Annotated in this window: 19 protein-coding genes and 1 other annotated feature; of the genes, 4 read left to right on the top strand and 15 right to left on the bottom strand. The window is 42.7% G+C overall.

Annotated features, from left to right (window positions below; genetic code table 11):
* Positions 1-8 precede the first annotated feature (8 nt).
* Positions 9-782 (bottom strand): peroxide stress protein YaaA, encoded by a 774-nt coding sequence (yaaA, locus tag B5D54_RS05990; protein ID WP_078925621.1) that lies wholly within the window; start codon positions 780-782, stop codon positions 9-11.
* Between the two features lie 98 nt (positions 783-880).
* The gene (locus tag B5D54_RS05985) at positions 881-2,311 is read right to left on the bottom strand and encodes an alanine/glycine:cation symporter family protein (protein WP_078925620.1); all 1,431 of its coding nucleotides are present in this window, start codon (positions 2,309-2,311) and stop codon (positions 881-883) included.
* A 686-nt stretch (positions 2,312-2,997) separates the two neighbouring features.
* Here B5D54_RS05985 and B5D54_RS05980 point away from each other — a divergent pair.
* Positions 2,998-3,177, top strand: coding sequence for a DUF3545 family protein (locus B5D54_RS05980; protein WP_078925619.1), 180 nt, complete (start codon positions 2,998-3,000; stop codon positions 3,175-3,177).
* A 58-nt stretch (positions 3,178-3,235) separates the two neighbouring features.
* On the opposite strand, the gene B5D54_RS05975 is transcribed toward B5D54_RS05980, so the two are convergent.
* The 4 genes from B5D54_RS05975 to nfo form a co-directional block, all read right to left on the bottom strand.
* On the bottom strand, positions 3,236-3,787 hold the full coding sequence (locus tag B5D54_RS05975; RefSeq protein WP_078925618.1) for a hemerythrin domain-containing protein: 552 nt from the start codon (positions 3,785-3,787) through the stop codon (positions 3,236-3,238).
* Positions 3,788-3,890: 103 nt separating this feature from the next.
* Positions 3,891-4,568, bottom strand: coding sequence for a uracil-DNA glycosylase (gene ung / locus B5D54_RS05970; RefSeq protein WP_078925617.1), 678 nt, complete (start codon positions 4,566-4,568; stop codon positions 3,891-3,893).
* 134 nt (positions 4,569-4,702) lie between these two features.
* Entirely contained in the window at positions 4,703-4,834 is a 132-nt protein-coding gene (locus B5D54_RS17430) for a hypothetical protein (RefSeq protein WP_267490086.1), read from the bottom strand.
* Positions 4,835-4,898: 64 nt separating this feature from the next.
* The gene (nfo, locus tag B5D54_RS05965) at positions 4,899-5,786 is read right to left on the bottom strand and encodes a deoxyribonuclease IV (protein WP_078925762.1); all 888 of its coding nucleotides are present in this window, start codon (positions 5,784-5,786) and stop codon (positions 4,899-4,901) included.
* 324 nt (positions 5,787-6,110) lie between these two features.
* Between nfo and grcA the strand changes: the two genes are divergently transcribed.
* Positions 6,111-6,488 carry an autonomous glycyl radical cofactor GrcA gene (grcA, locus tag B5D54_RS05960; protein WP_078925616.1) on the top strand — a complete coding sequence of 126 codons (378 nt, stop codon included), beginning with the start codon at positions 6,111-6,113 and terminating at the stop codon, positions 6,486-6,488.
* Between the two features lie 104 nt (positions 6,489-6,592).
* Here grcA and thrC read toward each other — a convergent pair whose 3' ends face one another.
* The 4 genes from thrC to thrL all read right to left on the bottom strand — a co-directional run bounded on the left by thrC (position 6,593) and on the right by thrL (position 11,467).
* Positions 6,593-7,873: a threonine synthase gene (gene thrC / locus B5D54_RS05955; RefSeq protein WP_078925615.1), complete on the bottom strand. Its 1,281-nt coding sequence runs from the start codon at positions 7,871-7,873 to the stop codon at positions 6,593-6,595.
* On the bottom strand, positions 7,870-8,826 hold the full coding sequence (gene thrB, locus B5D54_RS05950) for a homoserine kinase (protein ID WP_078925761.1): 957 nt from the start codon (positions 8,824-8,826) through the stop codon (positions 7,870-7,872). Before thrB ends, thrC begins: the two co-directional genes overlap by 4 nt.
* 18 nt (positions 8,827-8,844) lie before the next feature.
* Positions 8,845-11,304 carry a bifunctional aspartate kinase/homoserine dehydrogenase I gene (thrA, locus tag B5D54_RS05945; RefSeq protein WP_078925760.1) on the bottom strand — a complete coding sequence of 820 codons (2,460 nt, stop codon included), beginning with the start codon at positions 11,302-11,304 and terminating at the stop codon, positions 8,845-8,847.
* Positions 11,305-11,334: 30 nt separating this feature from the next.
* Positions 11,335-11,455: a sequence feature (Thr leader region), on the bottom strand.
* Positions 11,390-11,467 (bottom strand): thr operon leader peptide, encoded by a 78-nt coding sequence (gene thrL, locus B5D54_RS05940; protein ID WP_078925759.1) that lies wholly within the window; start codon positions 11,465-11,467, stop codon positions 11,390-11,392. (Overlaps the previous feature by 66 nt.)
* Before the next feature lie 298 nt (positions 11,468-11,765).
* Here thrL and B5D54_RS05935 point away from each other — a divergent pair, with 298 nt between their 5' ends.
* The gene (locus B5D54_RS05935) at positions 11,766-12,227 is read left to right on the top strand and encodes a hypothetical protein (protein WP_078925614.1); all 462 of its coding nucleotides are present in this window, start codon (positions 11,766-11,768) and stop codon (positions 12,225-12,227) included.
* Here the strand turns inward: B5D54_RS05935 and B5D54_RS05930 are convergent.
* Entirely contained in the window at positions 12,224-12,709 is a 486-nt protein-coding gene (locus tag B5D54_RS05930; RefSeq protein WP_078925613.1) for a putative 4-hydroxy-4-methyl-2-oxoglutarate aldolase, read from the bottom strand. The two genes, B5D54_RS05935 and B5D54_RS05930, sit on opposite strands and share 4 nt — an antisense overlap.
* Positions 12,710-12,789: 80 nt before the next feature.
* On the bottom strand, positions 12,790-13,173 hold the full coding sequence (locus B5D54_RS05925; protein WP_078925612.1) for a DUF3293 domain-containing protein: 384 nt from the start codon (positions 13,171-13,173) through the stop codon (positions 12,790-12,792).
* A gap of 314 nt (positions 13,174-13,487) precedes the next feature.
* On the opposite strand from B5D54_RS05925, the gene arcA reads away from it, so the two are divergent.
* Entirely contained in the window at positions 13,488-14,204 is a 717-nt protein-coding gene (gene arcA / locus B5D54_RS05920) for a two-component system response regulator ArcA (RefSeq protein ID WP_078925611.1), read from the top strand.
* Between the two features lie 85 nt (positions 14,205-14,289).
* Here arcA and B5D54_RS05915 read toward each other — a convergent pair whose 3' ends face one another.
* The 3 genes from B5D54_RS05915 to mnmL all read right to left on the bottom strand — a co-directional run bounded on the left by B5D54_RS05915 (position 14,290) and on the right by mnmL (position 18,205).
* On the bottom strand, positions 14,290-14,757 hold the full coding sequence (locus tag B5D54_RS05915; RefSeq protein ID WP_078925610.1) for a hypothetical protein: 468 nt from the start codon (positions 14,755-14,757) through the stop codon (positions 14,290-14,292).
* 1 nt (position 14,758) lies between these two features.
* Entirely contained in the window at positions 14,759-17,107 is a 2,349-nt protein-coding gene (arcB, locus tag B5D54_RS05910; protein WP_078925609.1) for an aerobic respiration two-component sensor histidine kinase ArcB, read from the bottom strand.
* A 165-nt stretch (positions 17,108-17,272) separates the two neighbouring features.
* On the bottom strand, positions 17,273-18,205 hold the full coding sequence (mnmL, locus tag B5D54_RS05905; RefSeq protein WP_078925608.1) for a tRNA modification radical SAM protein MnmL/YtqA: 933 nt from the start codon (positions 18,203-18,205) through the stop codon (positions 17,273-17,275).
* Positions 18,206-18,414: the final 209 nt, after the last annotated feature.

Here is an 18,414-nt window from a genome sequence, read left to right as displayed (position 1 = left end):
ATTGCACCTCACTGCTCTTCACGTTTGAATATCAGCTCTGTTGGGGTTGATTCTTGCTCAACAAAATAATAGCCATCAACATCAAACTGAGTGAGTGCTTGTACGGAAGAAATTTGATTTTCTATAATGTAGCGAGCCATCATACCTCGAGCTTTTTTCGCATAAAAACTGATGATTTTATATTGCCCCTTCTTACAATCCTTAAAGATAGGAGTCACAACCTGAGCATCCAGATGGTTAACTTTCACGGCCTTAAAATATTCATTAGAGGCTAGGTTAATTAATACATTATCCCCTTGCGCTTGAATCGCTTCATTCAGCTTATCGGTAATAATCTCTCCCCAAAACTGGTACAAGTTACTACCGCGTGGATTTACCAACTTGGTTCCCATTTCTAACCGATAAGGTTGCATCAAATCTAACGGTTTTAACAAGCCATATAGGCCGGAAAGCATCCGTAAATGCTGCTGTGCAAAAACTAACGCATCCTCATTCAACGTTTCAGCATCGAGCCCGGTATACACATCGCCCTTGAAGGCAAAAATGGCTTGGCGAGCATTTTCCAAGGTAAAGGTTTCACTCCACTGAGCAAAACGAGCGACGTTCAACCCCGCTATTTTATCACTCACCTTCATTAAACCGGCAATGTCCTCGGGCGTTAACTGGCGGCAAACCTCAACTAAGGCTTGCGAATGTTCTATTAACTCGGGTTGCGTGTAGGTTTGAGTGGGTAACGGAGATTCATAATCCAATGTTTTCGCTGGGGAAACCACAATCAGCATCGTTATATCCTATCTTTTTATTATTGAGCAGCTTCTAGCCTACAAAAAAAGCCATGCGTTGTCTGCATGGCTTTCCCTATCTTTCACATCGAGGATCTCTATTGGGATTTATTATTATCCCAAATACCCTCTTCTAGTTGAGATTTTAACTCCGGATAATCATTCGCATCAAAAGTGGGTAGTTTGCCCGCTTTAAGCTGGCGGTTATAGTCTTTCGCCAACTTAACAACAATGCCTGACAACAGCAAAATAGCCACTAAGTTGACAATCGCCATCAGCCCCATCGAAACGTCAGCCATTGACCAGACAACCGGCAAGGTCGCCAGAGATCCAAACATCACCATACCCAGCACAATGATTCGAAAGACCACCAACCCCTTTTTATTATTATGCTCAAGGAAGATCAGATTTGTCTCAGCATAAGAGTAGTTAGCGATAATGGATGTAAAGGCAAAGAAGAATATTGCAAAAGCGACAAAAATACTTCCCCAATCCCCGACTTGTGAGCTTAATGCCCGCTGAGTGAGCTCAATACCCGTAATTTCTCCGTGAGGAACATACTCACCAGACATCAAAATAATGGCCACCGTTGCCGAACAGATAACGATCGTATCGACAAAAACCCCAAGCATTTGAACATAACCTTGAGAAGCGGGATGAGGAGGATAAGGCGTTGCCGAAGCAGCCGCATTTGGAGCGGAACCCATACCCGCTTCATTCGAGAAAAGACCCCGTTTAACGCCATTAATCATTGCTTGAGCAATCGCGTAACCAATTCCTCCCGCAGCCGCCTGTTCTAAACCAAATGCGCTTCTAAAGATCAAGTTAATGGCAGCGGGCAGCTTATCAATATTGATAAACACAACAGCCAACGCAATAACAATATAGGCAAGAGCCATAAAAGGAACAATCAGCTCAGCAGTGCGAGCAATCTTGCGAATACCGCCAAAAATGACAAACGAAGAAAGCAGGACAATCACAATCCCAACATGCAAAGGTTCAAAACCAAATGCCGTATTCATCGCACTAGAGATAGAGTTAGCTTGCACCGCGTTGAAGACAAGCCCAAACGCAATAATAAGGAAAATAGAAAACAATACGCCCATCCAGCGCATTCCTAATCCTTTTTCCATGTAATAAGCAGGCCCACCACGGTAGTTACCATCCTTATCACGAGTTTTATAGAGCTGGGCTAAAGTACTTTCCGCAAATGAAGTAGCCATACCAAGCATCGCTGTCATCCACATCCAGAAAATAGCACCGGGGCCGCCTAGCGTTAAGGCAACGGCCACCCCCGCCATATTTCCGGTTCCGACTCGAGCGGCTAAGCTGGTACACAAAGCCTGAAAAGAAGAGATGCCAGAACTGTCTGATTTACGACTGTTTCTGAGCACGCTGAACATATGCCCAAAGTGGCGAAATTGGATAAAGCCCAATCGAAAGGTGAAATAAATCCCGACTCCCACCAAAAGATAAACAAGAATTGACCCCCAAAGCAGGTCATTCATTAAGTTAATTAAGTCTGTCACAAGAACCTCTCATAGAGTGATGCGCTGATTTTAGTCAAAGCTAACACCGTAAAGATCTATAAATATCCCGAAAAATTATCAGTGTTATGGGATGTCTTTACGGTAATTCAACGCGGATCCAGTTAGTTGAATAATGCAGCGATTTTTTTGACTGGCGGATAATGCAACCTGAACCACCAAAAATCAATATGCAATTATAACCATTTCTTTGTTATTTTTTACTATAAAGTTACCATCCATTAACACAAATCCGACCATTTAAAGAGCAAAAGCAAAACAATATAGACACAAAAAACAAACAATGCAGATTAATAAGCCACCAGAAAAGTACCACGGAACAAGGGCAGGCGCATCGTCTGTCAAGCAAGCGATTCCAAGGAGCTCAACGATAAATTGTCAGGAAAAAGTCATCCTTTTGACTCAAACGTTCAAAAAGACAGCAACAGCTCATTCCAGCCATTTATCATAACAGCCTATTAACAGGAAAAAATCGCCAATAAAAACGTTTGCGTTAATTTTATGGTCGCTTTTTATACAGGAAATGAACGAAAAATGTGAAATGGCGCAGAAAAAAAAGTTAACCATCACAAAAAGATCATAAATGAGAAATAAATCATAGTTAAATTTAAGCCAGTTATGCTATCTAAATAGCTCTCACGGGATGATGACAACAATGAGGCTTGCTTATGGATGACTTGCACTTTGATCAGCTTTTGGACATGGAAATAACCAAAGCCCGAGCACTCCGGACCAAACCGGTAAAACGTATGTGGCGAGAAATCGAGGCCATCCGCGATAAAAAGCGCCTAGAGAAAGAATTACTGGATATGGATATCTGCTTAGAATTAGAAAACATCAAACTGTAGGATTAAGAAAAGCATCGAACAAAAGATGCTTTTCCTTTTTACTTTCTTTATTGAACGGCTAGATACTTTCCGCGTTGCTTTTTCTCACTCGACGGGCCAATTGAGAAAAACGTTCAGCAATCGTCTCTCCGAAAACCGGATCATCTTCATTATTGGTCCATTGAGCTTCGACTTTTTGCCAGTCAGAGATACTAAATGTTTGGTTAATCAACGGGAGTACCGATTTATCCTCTAATTCTAAATGATGGAGCTGGGTTTCAATAAACGCCTCTAATTGATCAATAAAGAGCGCTTGGGGAACAACCGCATCTTGCAAAATCATGTCAATTAAATTGAGAAAGCTTTGGGTTTGCTCCGCTAATTGAAGGTGTTCCTTCTCCAAATTATCAATTGTGGGTTCTTGTGCATAATGCTCAATATAGTAGCGATAAATGATATCTTCTTTGGGATGATGAATGGCTTCAGAGTGACTACCTAAGTAATCAACTATCTCTTTTATTAAGCTATAATTTACTGATTTTTCAACTTTAAGTAACTGTAGCTTGTCACGTAATATAGCGAGTAAACGTGCCATGTATCCATGTTCGCGTTGTATCCTTTCTATCATCATTGTCTTTCTCTCTATATAGCTTTTTCCCCAATTCACTTTAGGGAATGATAGTACAAGTCTATAGGAGGATCAGGATACGCGCTTTGATGCTGGTCGAAAAACATCAATCTAGACTGGGTTGCCAATCAATTACAGGGTTTCCTTGTTGAGTAAGAATATGATTTGTCATCGAAAAATGTTTACAGCCTAAAAAACCTCGGTGAGCAGATAAAGGAGAAGGGTGTGGCGCGGTCAAAACATGATGTCGTTGGCGATTGATCATGGCACCTTTCTTTTGTGCATGGGAACCCCAAAGCAGAAAAACAATACCTTCTCTTTGTTGATTCAATACATCAATCACCCGATCCGTAAACTTTTCCCAGCCACTATTGGCATGAGAGTGCGCTTTACCTTGTTCGACCGTTAGTACCGTATTCAGTAATAGCACCCCCTGCTCAGCCCAGCTTTTTAAATAACCATGGTTCGGAATCTGAAAACCCGGTATATCCTGAGCCAGCTCTTTATAGATATTGACAAGCGAAGGGGGTGTTTTCACTCCCGGAAGCACAGAAAAACAAAGGCCATGTGCTTGGTTCGGCCCGTGGTAAGGATCTTGGCCAAGAATCACCACCTTCACTTGATTAAATTCCGTCAAACGAAAAGCATTAAAGACATCTTTCGCGGGCGGATAAATAATTTTTCCAGCCTGCCTTTCTGCCTCAACAAATTGTAACGTTTGCTGAAAATAGGGTTGTTGTTTCTCGGCACCAATAACATCGTGCCAAACGACTGACTGAGTCATAAACGCTCCTGATCACTTGAAAAAAGAAGTATACCTTGAATCACCTCAAGCGTCAGGAACGGAACCATTTCTTTTCTACTGGGTGTTACTGTCATGCGGATAACCACATTCAATCATTGAGGTAGCCCCTTTTTCTATTTGCTGTGCTTACTGGGTTGTGGCACACGATGATGACCTTGCCCTTTCACATGTCGATTCGGTACCGGCATGCGAGGAGTGGTAGCTTGACTAGCTTGATTAACAGATAAAGACATAAGTGCACGCATGATGGCATCCTTCTAACAACTCTTTAGCGAATCGTAATGAAAAAAGGATGCCAAGTTTGTGAAACTACTCTAAAAATGTGTCACCACGATGAAATCTTTTTAAGGTTTCAATCTCTTTGGGCCATAAATCTGGATCAATCGTCTCAAGAATCAAAGGTATCCCATTAAAACGAGGATCTTTTGCTATGTATTCAAAACACGCCCAACCAATTTCACCTTGCCCTAATGAGTGATGTCGATCCACTCGACTGCCTAGCTTTGATTTTGAGTCATTAATGTGCATTGCTCTTAAATAGTGCATACCAACCATTTTCTCAAACTGTGCAAAGGTCTCCTCACAAGCAACTGGCGTACGTAAATCATAACCAGCCGCAAAGGTATGGCAGGTATCCAAACAGACACCAACTCGTGACTTATCATCGACTTGCTCAATAATTTCAGCCAAGTGTTCAAAGCGCCAACCTAAATTACTTCCCTGTCCTGCGGTATTCTCAATCACGGCAATCACCTCTGGCACCGCTTGGTGTGCCTGATTGATCGATTCCGCTATCGTCGCCAGACACTGGGCTTCCGAGATCTGTTTTAGATGGCTTCCAGGATGAAAATTGAGCAAATGAAGACCAAGCTGCTGACAACGTCGCATTTCTTCAATAAAGGCTTGGCGAGACTTAGCCAATTTGTCTTGCTCCGGAGCGCCTAAATTAATGAGGTAAGAGTCGTGTGGTAAAATATGCTGAGCTGAAAATCCTAGTTGCTGACAATGTAATTTGAAAGCTCGAATCGTTTGTTCATCCAGAGGTTTTCCTCCCCACTGCCGCTGATTTTTGGTAAACAACGCAAAGGCTGTTGCTCCGATCTGCTTGGCGCGAATAGGGGCTTGATCAACGCCACCCGCGGCAGAAACATGTGCACCAAAAAATTTCTCTTCAGACCCGTTCTGATTATTTGTCATTTTATCACTTTCTACTTTCACATTAATTTCCTAACTGACTGATCTGTCGATTTATGCATAATAACCAAGCACTAAAATGTAGTAAAATTACAACAAAAACAGATTAAAAAATTATTTAATAATTCAAATATTTTATTCATCTATTGTTTTTAAAGGATTTATTGATTGAAATCAAATTTATCCCCTTAACAAAAGAATGGTTTTTTGTTGTTTTTTGACCTAAATCAATACTTCACTTAAGGATATTAGGTATATAATACCCAACTCAACAAGTTTTGAAAATTAACACCAATAACACCACATTCAGTGGGCAAGGAGACAGTAATGATCCAAGGTATCCAAATCACCAAAGCAGCAAATGATGACCTACTTAACTCAATTTGGCTAATCGACAACGAAAAAAATGAAGCGCGTTGCATTGCAGCCGTCGCTGGCTATGAAGCCGATCAAGTTGTCGCCATCAGCGAATTTGGTGATTATGAAAGCCGCGAAGTTGCCATTGAAACCGCTCCTCGCATTGAAGGTGGCCAACACCTTAACGTCAATGTCCTGAAACGTGAAACGCTAGAAGATGCGGTGGCGCACCCAGAGAAATACCCACAATTGACCATTCGTGTTTCAGGCTATGCGGTTCGTTTTAACTCTCTAACCCCAGAACAGCAACGCGACGTTATCGCTCGTACTTTTACTGAATCTCTATAATTTTCAGTAAAACCAACACCCAATCCAAATCTGGCGTTGGTTCAAATAACGAAAAGCGGTGCTGATCAGCACCGCTTTTTATATGGAAGAGCAAATGGGTTACGTTATGAGAGCTTTACCAATAAAGCTCTTAAAGCCGTAAAGTCATTCTCTAAGTCAACAGAAAGGAGTTCCATGGCTGCATGTTTTGCTAATGGAGCAGGCAGTTCAATATCGGTATCGAGGATTTCATCCACAACTTCTTTAAACTTAGCCGGATGTGCGGTACATAAGAACAACCCAGTTTCTCCATCTTTTCGTTGCTCATTTAACACTCGATAAGCAATCGCACCATGTGGCTCACAGAGATACCCCAGTTGGTTAAGTTCCTTAACCGATTCTGCACTCTGATCATCCAATACCGCTCCTTTGCCTAAAGTTTCCAACCCCCACTCTTTTAAGCGGCAGAGCTCTTCAATACGAGGCCAGTTATTGGGCTGGCTGACATCCATTGCATTTGACGTTGTTGCAACCGTTGGTTTTGGCTCCCAACGCCCTGTGTCTAAATAACGAGGCACCGTATCATTGGCATTGGTTGCAGCGATAAAGCGTTTGATTGGAAGCCCTAGAGCTTTAGCCAATAAACCAGCGGTTAAGTTCCCGAAGTTACCACTTGGCACACTCACAACGAGATTTTCTCGCTCTTGTTTACTCATTTGAGCCGCAGCTTCAAAGTAGTAACAAATTTGCGCCATTAAACGACTGATATTGATAGAGTTGGCCGAGTTTAGCCCGATTTGCTGACGCAGTTCAGCATCATCAAAGGCTTGTTTAACAAGTGCCTGGCAAGCATCAAAATCACCATTAACCGCAACTGTATGAATATTTTGACCTAAGGTACAAAACAGCTTTTCTTGCAATGGACTAATTTTCCCTTTGGGATATAAAATCACCACATCAATATCAGGCATACCATAAAATGCATGAGCAACCGCAGCCCCCGTATCACCGGATGTTGCGGTTAAAATGGTAATTTTTCCACCGTTAGAAACCGCCGCCAATGACTGAGCCATAAAGCGCCCACCAAAATCTTTAAAAGCCAGTGTTGGGCCATGAAAAAGCTCAAGCGCGTAAACGCCCTCTTTAACGGCTTTAATGGGAGCGGGAAACTGAAACGCATTGTTAACTAATTGCTTTACCTGCTCAGCAGGAAGTTCATCCCCGATCAAAGCGGATAAAATTTTGCTGCTCCGAGAAATAAAATCTTCCTCTAACAGAGCATCAATATCTTCAAGCATCGGTAATTCTGATGGGAAAAATAGGCCTTGATTGCGTCCTAACCCTTGGCGAACCGCTTGTCCAAAGGAAACTTGTTCATCATTTTCTTTTATATTGTACAGCTTCATAGCTCACTTCCTGTCACTTTCGAACCCTGCTTGTCAAGACGACAAATATGCACGAATCCTTCTTCATTTTGTACGTAATGTTGTTCAAGCCACCGAGCAACACGCTCAGCAACCTCTTTTTCTTTGCATACGCTAAACAGCGTTGGTCCACTTCCTGAGATTCCGGTAGCAAGAGCGCCAGCAGAGGCTGCATATTGGCGAGCTTGAGCAAAACCGGGCAATAGTTTCTCACGATAGGGCTCAGCAATCACGTCTTTGATCATTTTTGCAGCTAATTCAGGTTGTTGAGTATGGCAAGCGTGAATAAACCCTGCCAAATAGCGGCCATGAGCGATAATGTCTTGACGACGATACTGAGAAGGCAAAATTGCGCGCGCTTCGGCCGTTGAGACTTTTATCCCCGGATACGCCATCACCCAATACCACTCATCAAATCCCGGTACAGATTGGCTGATGATCCCAAGTTCTTCCAACATTAATTGCAAGCCGCCTAAATAACAGGGAGCCACATTGTCATAGTGAATACCACCGGAGATCTTTCCTTCCATTTCTCCCATTAACGCCAATAACTCTGTCTCATTTAATGGTTGTCCATGAAAACGGTTTAGGGCATCGAGTGCCGCCACGATCGAACAAGCACTAGAACCAAGCCCAGAACCAATCGGCATGTTTTTCTCTAGAGTCATGCTAATAGGCTGTAATGCCACTTGTTTTTTATCTAACTCACGAGCAAAGACACACCAGCAGTCATATACAATATTCTCTTTAGGATCCGTGGGTAATTTACTGACAAAACGCCCCGCCGTTTGTAGTGAAAAAGGGCTATCCCCTTTTTTCACTAATACTCGATCCCCTAACAAGGTGCCATCCATCGGAGAGACCGCAGCCCCTAAAACATCAAATCCAACACTCACGTTACCAATGGAGGCTGGAGCGTAAACGACCACACTCATATCACTTGAATTCATTCATTAAACCCCTAATTTCCAACCTAAAGTGCGCATGACATCCGCAAACACTCCCGCAGCAGTGACTTCAGTGCCCGCACCGTAACCACGCAATACCAGTGGAATAGGCTGATAATAACGGCTGTAAAAGGCCAGCGCATTTTCCCCTTCTTTGACCTTAAACATAGGATCATTTTCATCGACCATAGCAATACGAACTCGACATTCACCATCCGCAATTTCACCCACATAGCGCAAGACTTTACCTTGCTGTGCGGCCTGATTTACTAAGGAAGAAAAATACTCATCTGCTTGAGGCAAACGCAGCATAAACTCCTCAATACTACCAGAGGCATCAAAACTCGGTGGCAATGCTTGCTCAACCTTAACATCCGATAACTCAAGCTTCATGCCCGCTTCACGCGCTAAGATTAACAATTTACGCGCCACATCCATCCCAGAAAGATCATCACGAGGATCAGGTTCAGTAAAGCCTTTTTCTTTGGCAAGCGTTGTGGCTTGGCTAAGCGTTAGTCCTTCATCCAATTTACCAAAAATAAAGGACAATGAACCCGATAAAATACCATTAAACTTCTCTAATTCATCACCCGCCGCAATCAAGTTTTGCAAGTTTTCAATTACTGGTAAGCCAGCTCCCACCGTTGTTTCATACATCAGTTTACGGCGAGAATGTCTGGCCACATCGCGTAGTTGTTGATAATAAGCCATGCTAGCAGTATTGGCTTTCTTATTCGGAGTCACCACATGGAAACCTGCGGCAAGAAAATCAGCATATTGACGAGCGATCTCTTCACTTGAAGTGCAATCGACCAAGACGGGGTTAATGATGTGATTACGTTGTACCAATGCGGTTAAACGCTCCAATGAGAATCCTTCCGTTGCTGCATTCATTCTATCGCGCCAATCGGCTAAAGGTAATCCATTACTGTCGAGCAATAACCCTTGGCTATTTGCCAACCCACAAACCCGAATCACAATGCCTTTTTCAGCCAGTTTCGCTTGTTGTCGATAAATTTGATCAACCAACTCTCCACCCACACCACCAAGCCCGACAACAAACAGATCGAGGAAGTGCTTCGAATTAAATAAATTCTCATGACACGCTTTAATCGCAGAAGAGACTTTATCTTCAGGAATCACGGCTGAAATCGCACGCTCTGAAGAGCCTTGCGCAATAGCCACAATATTGACATGTGCTTCGGTTAGAGAAGAGAAAAACTGCGATGCCACCCCACGAGAAGTGCGCATACCATCCCCAACGAGAGTAATGATCGAAAGATCATTCATAAACTCAACAGGTTCGAGCAGCCCCTCTTTGAGCTCTAATTCAAAAGCTTCAGCTAACGCTTGTTTAGCCAAAGGTTTGTCATCGGCTTCGATACAAAAGCTAATGCTGTATTCAGACGAAGACTGAGTAATTAAGACAATGGAAACCCCCGCCGACGACATGGCACCAAAAATGCGGCTTGCCATGCCGACCATGCCTTTCATTCCGGGGCCAGAGACGTTAACCATCGTCAGGTTATTGAGGGTGGTAATCCCTTTAATCGCTAACTTATCTTCTCCGGTATCTTGACCAATCAAGGTTCCCGCACCTTGCGGGTTAAAGCTGTTTTTGATTAAGCAAGGTATTTGGAATTGAGCAATCGGGGCGATGGTTTTTGGGTGAAGAACTGAAGCGCCAAAATAAGAAAGTTCCATCGCTTCTTGATAGCTCAGAGATTTAAGCAGTCGAGCATCATCAACCAAACGAGGATCACAGTTATAAACCCCATCAACATCGGTCCAGATCTCACAACAATCAGCGCGTAAGCATGCCGCTAATACCGCAGCAGAATAATCAGAACCATTACGCCCTAAACAAACCAGCTCACCTTTCTTATTGCCTGCAGTAAACCCCGGCATAATGTGTACTTGCTTTTCAGGGAGAGGGAACTGTTTAAAGTTTTGAGTGGATTTCTCAACATCCACCATCGCTTCCAGATAGTCGCCTTTGGCAACTAAGTAATCAACGGGGTTAATTAAATTAGCCGATAATCCTTTGGCTTGAATAACGGCTTTCATCAATTGAATTGAAATACGTTCGCCTTTACTAATAATACGCGCATTAACATTATCTGGGCACATTCCCAATAAGCGAATGCCATGTACAAACTGACGCAATTGAGCCATTGAACTCGCTACTTGTTCAGCATAGGCCGCCCCGTCAATATGAGCTAATTTTGCCTTAATATCATTGAATAAGATTTGAAAGGACTCTTCTAATTCAATGATTTGGCGTTCAGCATCTCCGTTACGCAACGCCGTATCGATCACAGCAATTAATTTATTGGTCGTTTTCCCTGGGGCAGATAGCACCACCGCAACCTCTTCCTGCTGAGCATTATTCGCAATAATGTCCGCCACTCTTAATAAACGATCAGCGTCCGCTAACGATGAACCACCAAACTTTAATACTCGCATCCCTTCCTCCAAACTCATAAAAAATAGGTATAAAAAAAGGCCTGTACCGGTTGGGATACAGGCCTTTTTTTGTGAATTTTTACGCTCAGCAGCCTGCCCCAACATGCGTAGTGTCGGTAATAATAATGGTGGTGGTCATTACTACTAAGCTGCGGTTATTCATAAATATTCAAAAACTCGTGTATTTGTCTGCCTCTACGTTTACCCCATTTAGGATTCATGAGTCAATGAAAAAATGCTTTTTTTTTATTTTCATCTAGCGAATCGTCTAAAAGTCGACGTTGATTACCTATAAGTCACCACTCATCCCTCTCCTCTCTCCCTGTTCAAAATGATAACTTTATAGCTATTTCGTATTTTTTATCAGCAATCCAATGGATTTTATGCTTAAATTATACTCTGCAAGCCAATGAATGGATGGCTTGATCTAGCTAAAAATAAAGTAGAGAAAGGAGGAAAGAATGAATCCGCGATTTGCGCTATTTTTCCTGTGTCTCACAACTGGCACGGCAGCCGCTTCTTTGCCTCCATTCCCTTCAGAACAAAACGATTCTCTGCACTCTTTGTTTATTTACACGGAGCCAAATAGCCAAGCCTTTGATAGCTGGGTCATCAACAGTGGATATGCATATAATATTTTTCGCAATGTTGATTTATATGTCGGTACAAGAATTAACTCTTCTATCAATGGCGGCAGTAATGGTTTTCTCAGTGGCGTTAGCTATAAAGTGAATGAACGAATTTTATTCAAAAGTACCCTCTATTCATCAACGAAAATGGATGATGATAATCGTCGTCATGACAGTTTATCAGCAGAATTATCTAGCCGTTTACGTTTATCTGAGAACATGGATTTTCATGCCACCCTTGACTATCAAGAGTGGCAACAAGGTATCGGAGTGGGTATCGGGTTTCGCTTCTAATTGATCTCTAATGCCTGTTTAGAACATAAGATGCCATTCCAATCTGCATAGAGATAATCCCCGGGTAAAATCATTTGATTCTGGATAGTTAACGTCACATTCACTTCTCCCGCCCCCTTTTTTTCTGGACGAAAAGGAGAGGTGCCCAAAGCTTTTACCCCTAAATCCATTTGAGACATCTCAACAACATCACGCACGGCACCATAAATCACCACGCCTTCCCAGCCATTTTCAATGGCCATAATAGAGACTTGATCTCCCATAAGGGCTTTCTGGCAAGAACCATGGCCGTCCACCACCAAGACTTTTCCATGGCCAGGTTGACCGAGCACCTCCTTAATTTTTGCATTATCATGATAACAACGTACGGTAACAATTTGCCCCCAAAACGCGTGACGCATTCCAAAATTCTGCAATGGGAGATCCAGTAAGGTAACCTGTGATTCATATTTATCGCATAGATCGGGTGTTATATCTTTCATCATTCCTCCATGATTCTTATTGGGCTTCATCCAAGTAACCTCACCACCGTCAAATGTCCGCTCTCGTGGATAGGTGTCATTTATTTTCTTTTTTCTGATAACGAGCCTAAATGCAAGCGTTGCTCACCCACACAAGCGTGCAGGGTTAGCTCATCATTAATGACATAGTAAATCGCATTCTGGTCAAATTTCATCGCCAGCTTTTTAGCTTCAATCAGTGGCATACACACTGCGAAACTCTCTTCATACCAGCAAAAATCTTCACCTCCGACAAGAAATTCAACCCAATCATAGCCGATCAGGTATTGCTGTAAATGCTGATTCTTCTGTCGATTCTCATTATCTGACAAGCGTAAGCTTCTCGGGTTCCACGCCGTGATGACAGCAAATTCCGCTTTCAATGGCAGGGCTGAAAAATGAAACCGTATCTGGGCGTAGGCTCGCCAGAGCTTCTTATCAATCATTATACTTTACAACTCGTTATTAAAATTCATATCTGTTACATTGCAACTCTTGATATAAATCAACAAAGTGATTGGAATTAACATTTGAGCGTTGTTAGCATGCTGTTAACATTATAGAATTCGCCCACAGCCTAGTAGAGTCCCCAAAAGTGATGGCGCTTAATGGTTAGTGATATCCAAGGATGGCGGGCATCCAAAGTAATGATTTTTAAAAAAGCTTTGGGTTATTATCAACATAAAATTACTCATATTTAATGTTTTTGCCTAGAATGAATTCTATTAGCACATTTTTTTCACAAGTTTAGGTACCGCCAATGCAAACCCCGCAGATTCTTATCGTTGAAGACGAGCAAGTGACTCGTAACACTCTAAAGAGTATTTTTGAAGCAGAGGGATACGCTGTTTTTGAAGCCAGTAACGGTGAAGAGATGCACCATGTACTGTCTGATAATCCAATTAACTTGGTGATCATGGATATCAATTTACCAGGTAAGAATGGTCTACTTCTCGCTCGTGAACTTCGTGAGCAAGCGGATGTAGCTTTAATGTTTTTAACTGGCCGAGACAACGAAGTCGACAAGATTTTAGGGCTAGAGATTGGTGCAGATGATTATATCACTAAGCCTTTTAACCCTCGTGAATTAACCATTCGTGCTCGTAACTTACTCAGCCGTTCAATGAATACCAATTCAACTCATGAAGAGAAACGCTCCGTTGAATCTTACCAATTCAATGGTTGGGTGTTGGATATTAATAGCCGCTCACTGGTGAGTCCAAGTGGTGACAGCTATAAGCTTCCTCGCTCTGAGTTCCGAGCTCTACTCCATTTTTGTGAGAACCCCGGTAAAATCCAAACTCGTGCCGATCTATTAAAGAAAATGACGGGGCGTGAATTAAAACCACACGATCGTACCGTGGATGTCACGATTCGTCGTATTCGTAAACACTTTGAATCCGTCTCTGGTACACCAGAGATTATTGCGACGATTCATGGTGAAGGTTATCGTTTCTGTGGTGATATCACAGAATAATAAGCTTGGAATAAATAAAAGCCTCGATATGTAATATCGAGGCTTTTTGTTTCTTTTTAGAACCACGCTTTACTTATCGTTCCGTTCAGTACACTTTATCAATCACCACTTGATGTTCAACCAGCCAAGTTTCACCCTCGCTGTCACTCACCCCAAGAGCAACACTGACCAATCGTTCAATATCCAATTCTGCTGTACTTTTAAATACCACTTCCCAAATATCATCACTGGGGGTACGCAGTTCTAGCTCCGAAGCAGGGATGGACCACATATCATTCCCTTGCTTAATCACTAGCATAAGCAGGGTTAAATCCGCAGGTAACTGCCCTGACGTTTCCAGTACTAAAGTACCATTTACATTATCAGTGGCCTTAGGTTCAGCCACATTATCATCGCCAGCAACCTTAGGCATCTGATCCGTCCAAAGGTGACTTTTTAGCTGGATAGCCGTTTGTGAAAAAATACCAGTACTGCTGTGCTGCCAGTTAACATCGGGGGAGGATGAACAGGCCGAAAGTAAAAAAGTAAGGAAAAGTAAGCTATTTTTGTTCATATTATTTCCTTTGCGCTAACCACTGTTTAAGTAACTGAATATCATTGAGATACTCATTTTTTATTTCATCCACCCAATCGGTAATGTTTTCCCACCAAGCAGGTGCTTCCGGCGATTGTGCTTTTTGTGCCACACTCTGAATTCGTTTAAGACCAATAGAGCCAGCAGAACCTTTGATCTTATGTGCTTCAGACACGATACCCGCTTGATCTTTTGCCACCATATTCGAGTCCAAAACCTCTAAATAGCCGGGCATCATGTCTTCTAACATTTGAATGCTTTCTAACATAGGTGTAGGACCGACAATATCGATGTATGACTCTAACATACTGAGATCCAATAAGCGGTTATACAGTTCTTGATTCGCCAATGAGGGAGGATCTATCACTGGCGAGGAGGTATTCTCAACCAATGGCTGTTGTGCCAATACTTTTGCCAGCACTTCTTGTACCGCTTGAACGGAAAGCGGTTTGCTCAACGCCTCATCCATGCCTTGTCGTATATACTCTTTTTTATCTTTTAAGACATTTGCAGTCAAAGCTACAAGGGGGGGAAGATGAGAATACGTTTGGCGATAATAATGGGCGATATCAAATCCGCTCATGTCCGGTAACTGAATATCCAGAAAAACCAAGTCAAATTGTTCAGGTTTAAACATGACTTTGGCTTCTTCTCCAGTCATTGCCACCGTCACACTGTGTCCAAGGCTTTCTAATAGAGAGCGAGCCACCGTGACATTAAGTTCGATATCTTCCACCATAAAGATATTAAGCTTACGCATCTGCTCTGGTTGAGGAAGGCTGCAAACGGGAGGAGTAGCCAGTGGGACCCGAATCGTGACGGTGAAGGTGCTACCAAACCCTTCTTCACTACTTACACTAATATCGCCATCCATTAGATTAATGAGCTGACGGGATACGGCTAAACCAATCCCAGTTCCCACAGCATGAAGGTTATCTTTCCCGGACTTCACTTGATAGTACATGGCAAAAATTTTATCGAGCTCCTTTTCAGGAATACCAATGCCCGTATCTTCAATTTCCATGGTGATGTTAGCATGCTCAGCCTCCAGCTCAGCACTGACATTCATGATAACCCCCCCCTCTTTAGTAAACTTCATCGCATTACTCATCAGGTTCCAGAGAACCTGACGTAAGCGAGTGGCATCGACTTCAACCCAAGCGGGGAGCTCTGTCATGCGTTCTAAATCAAAACGCAATCCTTTTTGCTCAGCCATCAATGCTGATAAACTTTCCATCTCGGCGACAAACTCTTCAAAGTTAAGAGGCGCAGGAAATAGCTCTAGTTTACGACGATCAAATTTATCCATATCGATAATATCATTGAAGATATTACCTAATGTAATGGCACTGACATGGATGGTTTGCATATGTTTACGTTGTTCTTCCCTCAGCGGCGTATCCAATAGCATTCGGCTTAATCCGACAATGCCATTCAGCGGTGTCCTCAGTTCATGACTAATGGTTGAGATAAACGTCGTTTTATCGCGGCTGGCTTTCTCTAGTGACTCTTCATGTCGTTTACGTTCTGTGATATCACGGCCAAATCCCACTAAACCTAAATGGCGGCCATCTTTACTGTAAAAAGGCACTTTCCGAAGTTCAAAATAACTCTTACGTCCATCTGGGTATTCCAGCCACTGCTCATAAGTAATCGCTCGATTATTCTTAAACACTTGCTGATCGGTTTCTACAATCGATTGTGCTATCTCCTTACGGTAAACATCCCAAGGTGTTAAGCCTACGAGTTCACTTTCACGCTTACCCGTCAACTCTTCCATCGCTCGGTTACACCCAGAAAACTCACATTGAGCATTACGATAGTAGATAAGATCAGGAGAAGCATCGATGAAGGAGCGCAATAATGCGGTACGCTCAGCCAGTTCTAACTGCGTTTTTTCTCTTTGATAGACTTCATTTTCCAGATCAACCATCGCTTCTTCGCGCGCTTCTTCCGCTTTGATCCGCTCTTCGATTTCCTGATTGAGTTTGACAATGTTTTGTTGAAGCTGCTGGTTTAGCTCTTGATCTCGAGATCGCATATCTTTCAATTTAGACACCAGCTTAGAGAGCCGCTGACGTGACTCTTCTAACTGGTCCACCACTACCGATAAAAAGTAAACGGCCCAGGGTGTGATCAACAAGCCAAAGAAGACAGAACGAACAATATCGATATCATCAACAAAGCCTTTCAGTACTAAGGTGATCCCAACTTGAACCACGACGGCTAACGCAACCAATGCTAAAGCTAATAAAATGGAGAAACGTAAAATGCCCAGTTTAACGAGTAGATCGACATAATATTGGGCTAAATTCTTAATCTGTTTCATTGCAGGTCCCGCGACAAAGATTGGCGTTAGTCTAACGTGTTTCTCAAGGCGATATCCATCAAGTAACGGATAGGATCATAGGCTCTCGCACAGAGTGTGAAAATACTGGCCTATTCGTACTAGGAAGAATGAAAAGATAACAGCTTATTGGATGTGAATCTGCAACTATTCACGAGGAAGGTAGTGGAAAGGCTGTCCAAGTAATGAACCTTGAGCACCATCACGATCCAACGCTCGACCTATTTCTGTCATGGCTAACCAACGATTTTCACACCACAGAGGCGAAAGAAGAGTTGGACGACGTGCAGCCGAGGAAACTCGATGATAAACCACCTCTGGCGGTGTTAAACGAATCAGTTCACTCGCAATGGCGACATACTCCTCTAAACTGGGCGCTTCCAATTTCCCGGCACGCCAAGCTTTTGCCATGGTACTGCCTTCGACGATATGTAGACCATGCAGCTTTATACCGTCAGTCCCAACATCAATAACTTGTTTTAGGGTAGCAATATTGTCAGATCGCGTCTCTTTAGGGAGCCCAACAATCAAATGCGTACAAACTTTAATACCCAGCGCTCTCGCGCGCTGAGTGATCTCGGCATAGCAAGCAAAATCATGCCCACGATTAATTCGCTTCAGTGTCTGATCGTTCGCGGTTTGTAACCCCAGCTCGAGCCAAATCTCAAACCCTTGCTGCACATAATCCTGCAATAACTCAAGCACAGCATCGGGAACACAATCTGGACGAGTTCCTACACATAAACCCACGATCTCTGCCGCTTTTAACGCTTGTTGATACATCTGCTTCAACACCTGAACTTCAGCATAAGTACTCGTGTAGGCTTGAAAATAAGCCAAGTACTTTTTCGCTCGTCGAATTTCTCCAGCGCGCTCTTTTAACTGAGCTTCAATGCTCTGTGCTTGAGCTTGTTCATCGGCAAACGAAGCCACATTACAAAAAGTGCACCCACCTCGCCCAATCGTGCCATCTCGGTTGGGACAGCTAAAACCGCCATGCAGGGTCAGCTTATGCACTTTCTCGCCATAGCGACGCTGAAGATCTTGCCCAAGAGTATTGACCAACTCATGTAGTTGCATAAAAACACCCTAGTTAAACCACTTGAAATACTCATTTCTGCGCTTAGTGTAATTTAATTACGCAAATAAATGAAAAATGATAAAGGTATGAAACAGATAGAACGCTAATCAAAATCAATAAATATCGATTAATCCAATATTTAGCTTTAAATGTAAAAAAATTATTAAAACAAACTCTATTTATGGAATAAAAAAGAGCAAAAAAGACC

It is taken from the genome of Vibrio cincinnatiensis DSM 19608 (genome assembly GCF_900167345.1).
GTDB classification, from domain to species: Bacteria; Pseudomonadota; Gammaproteobacteria; order Enterobacterales; family Vibrionaceae; genus Vibrio; species Vibrio cincinnatiensis.
This window is presented reverse-complemented; position numbering and strand designations above follow the sequence as displayed.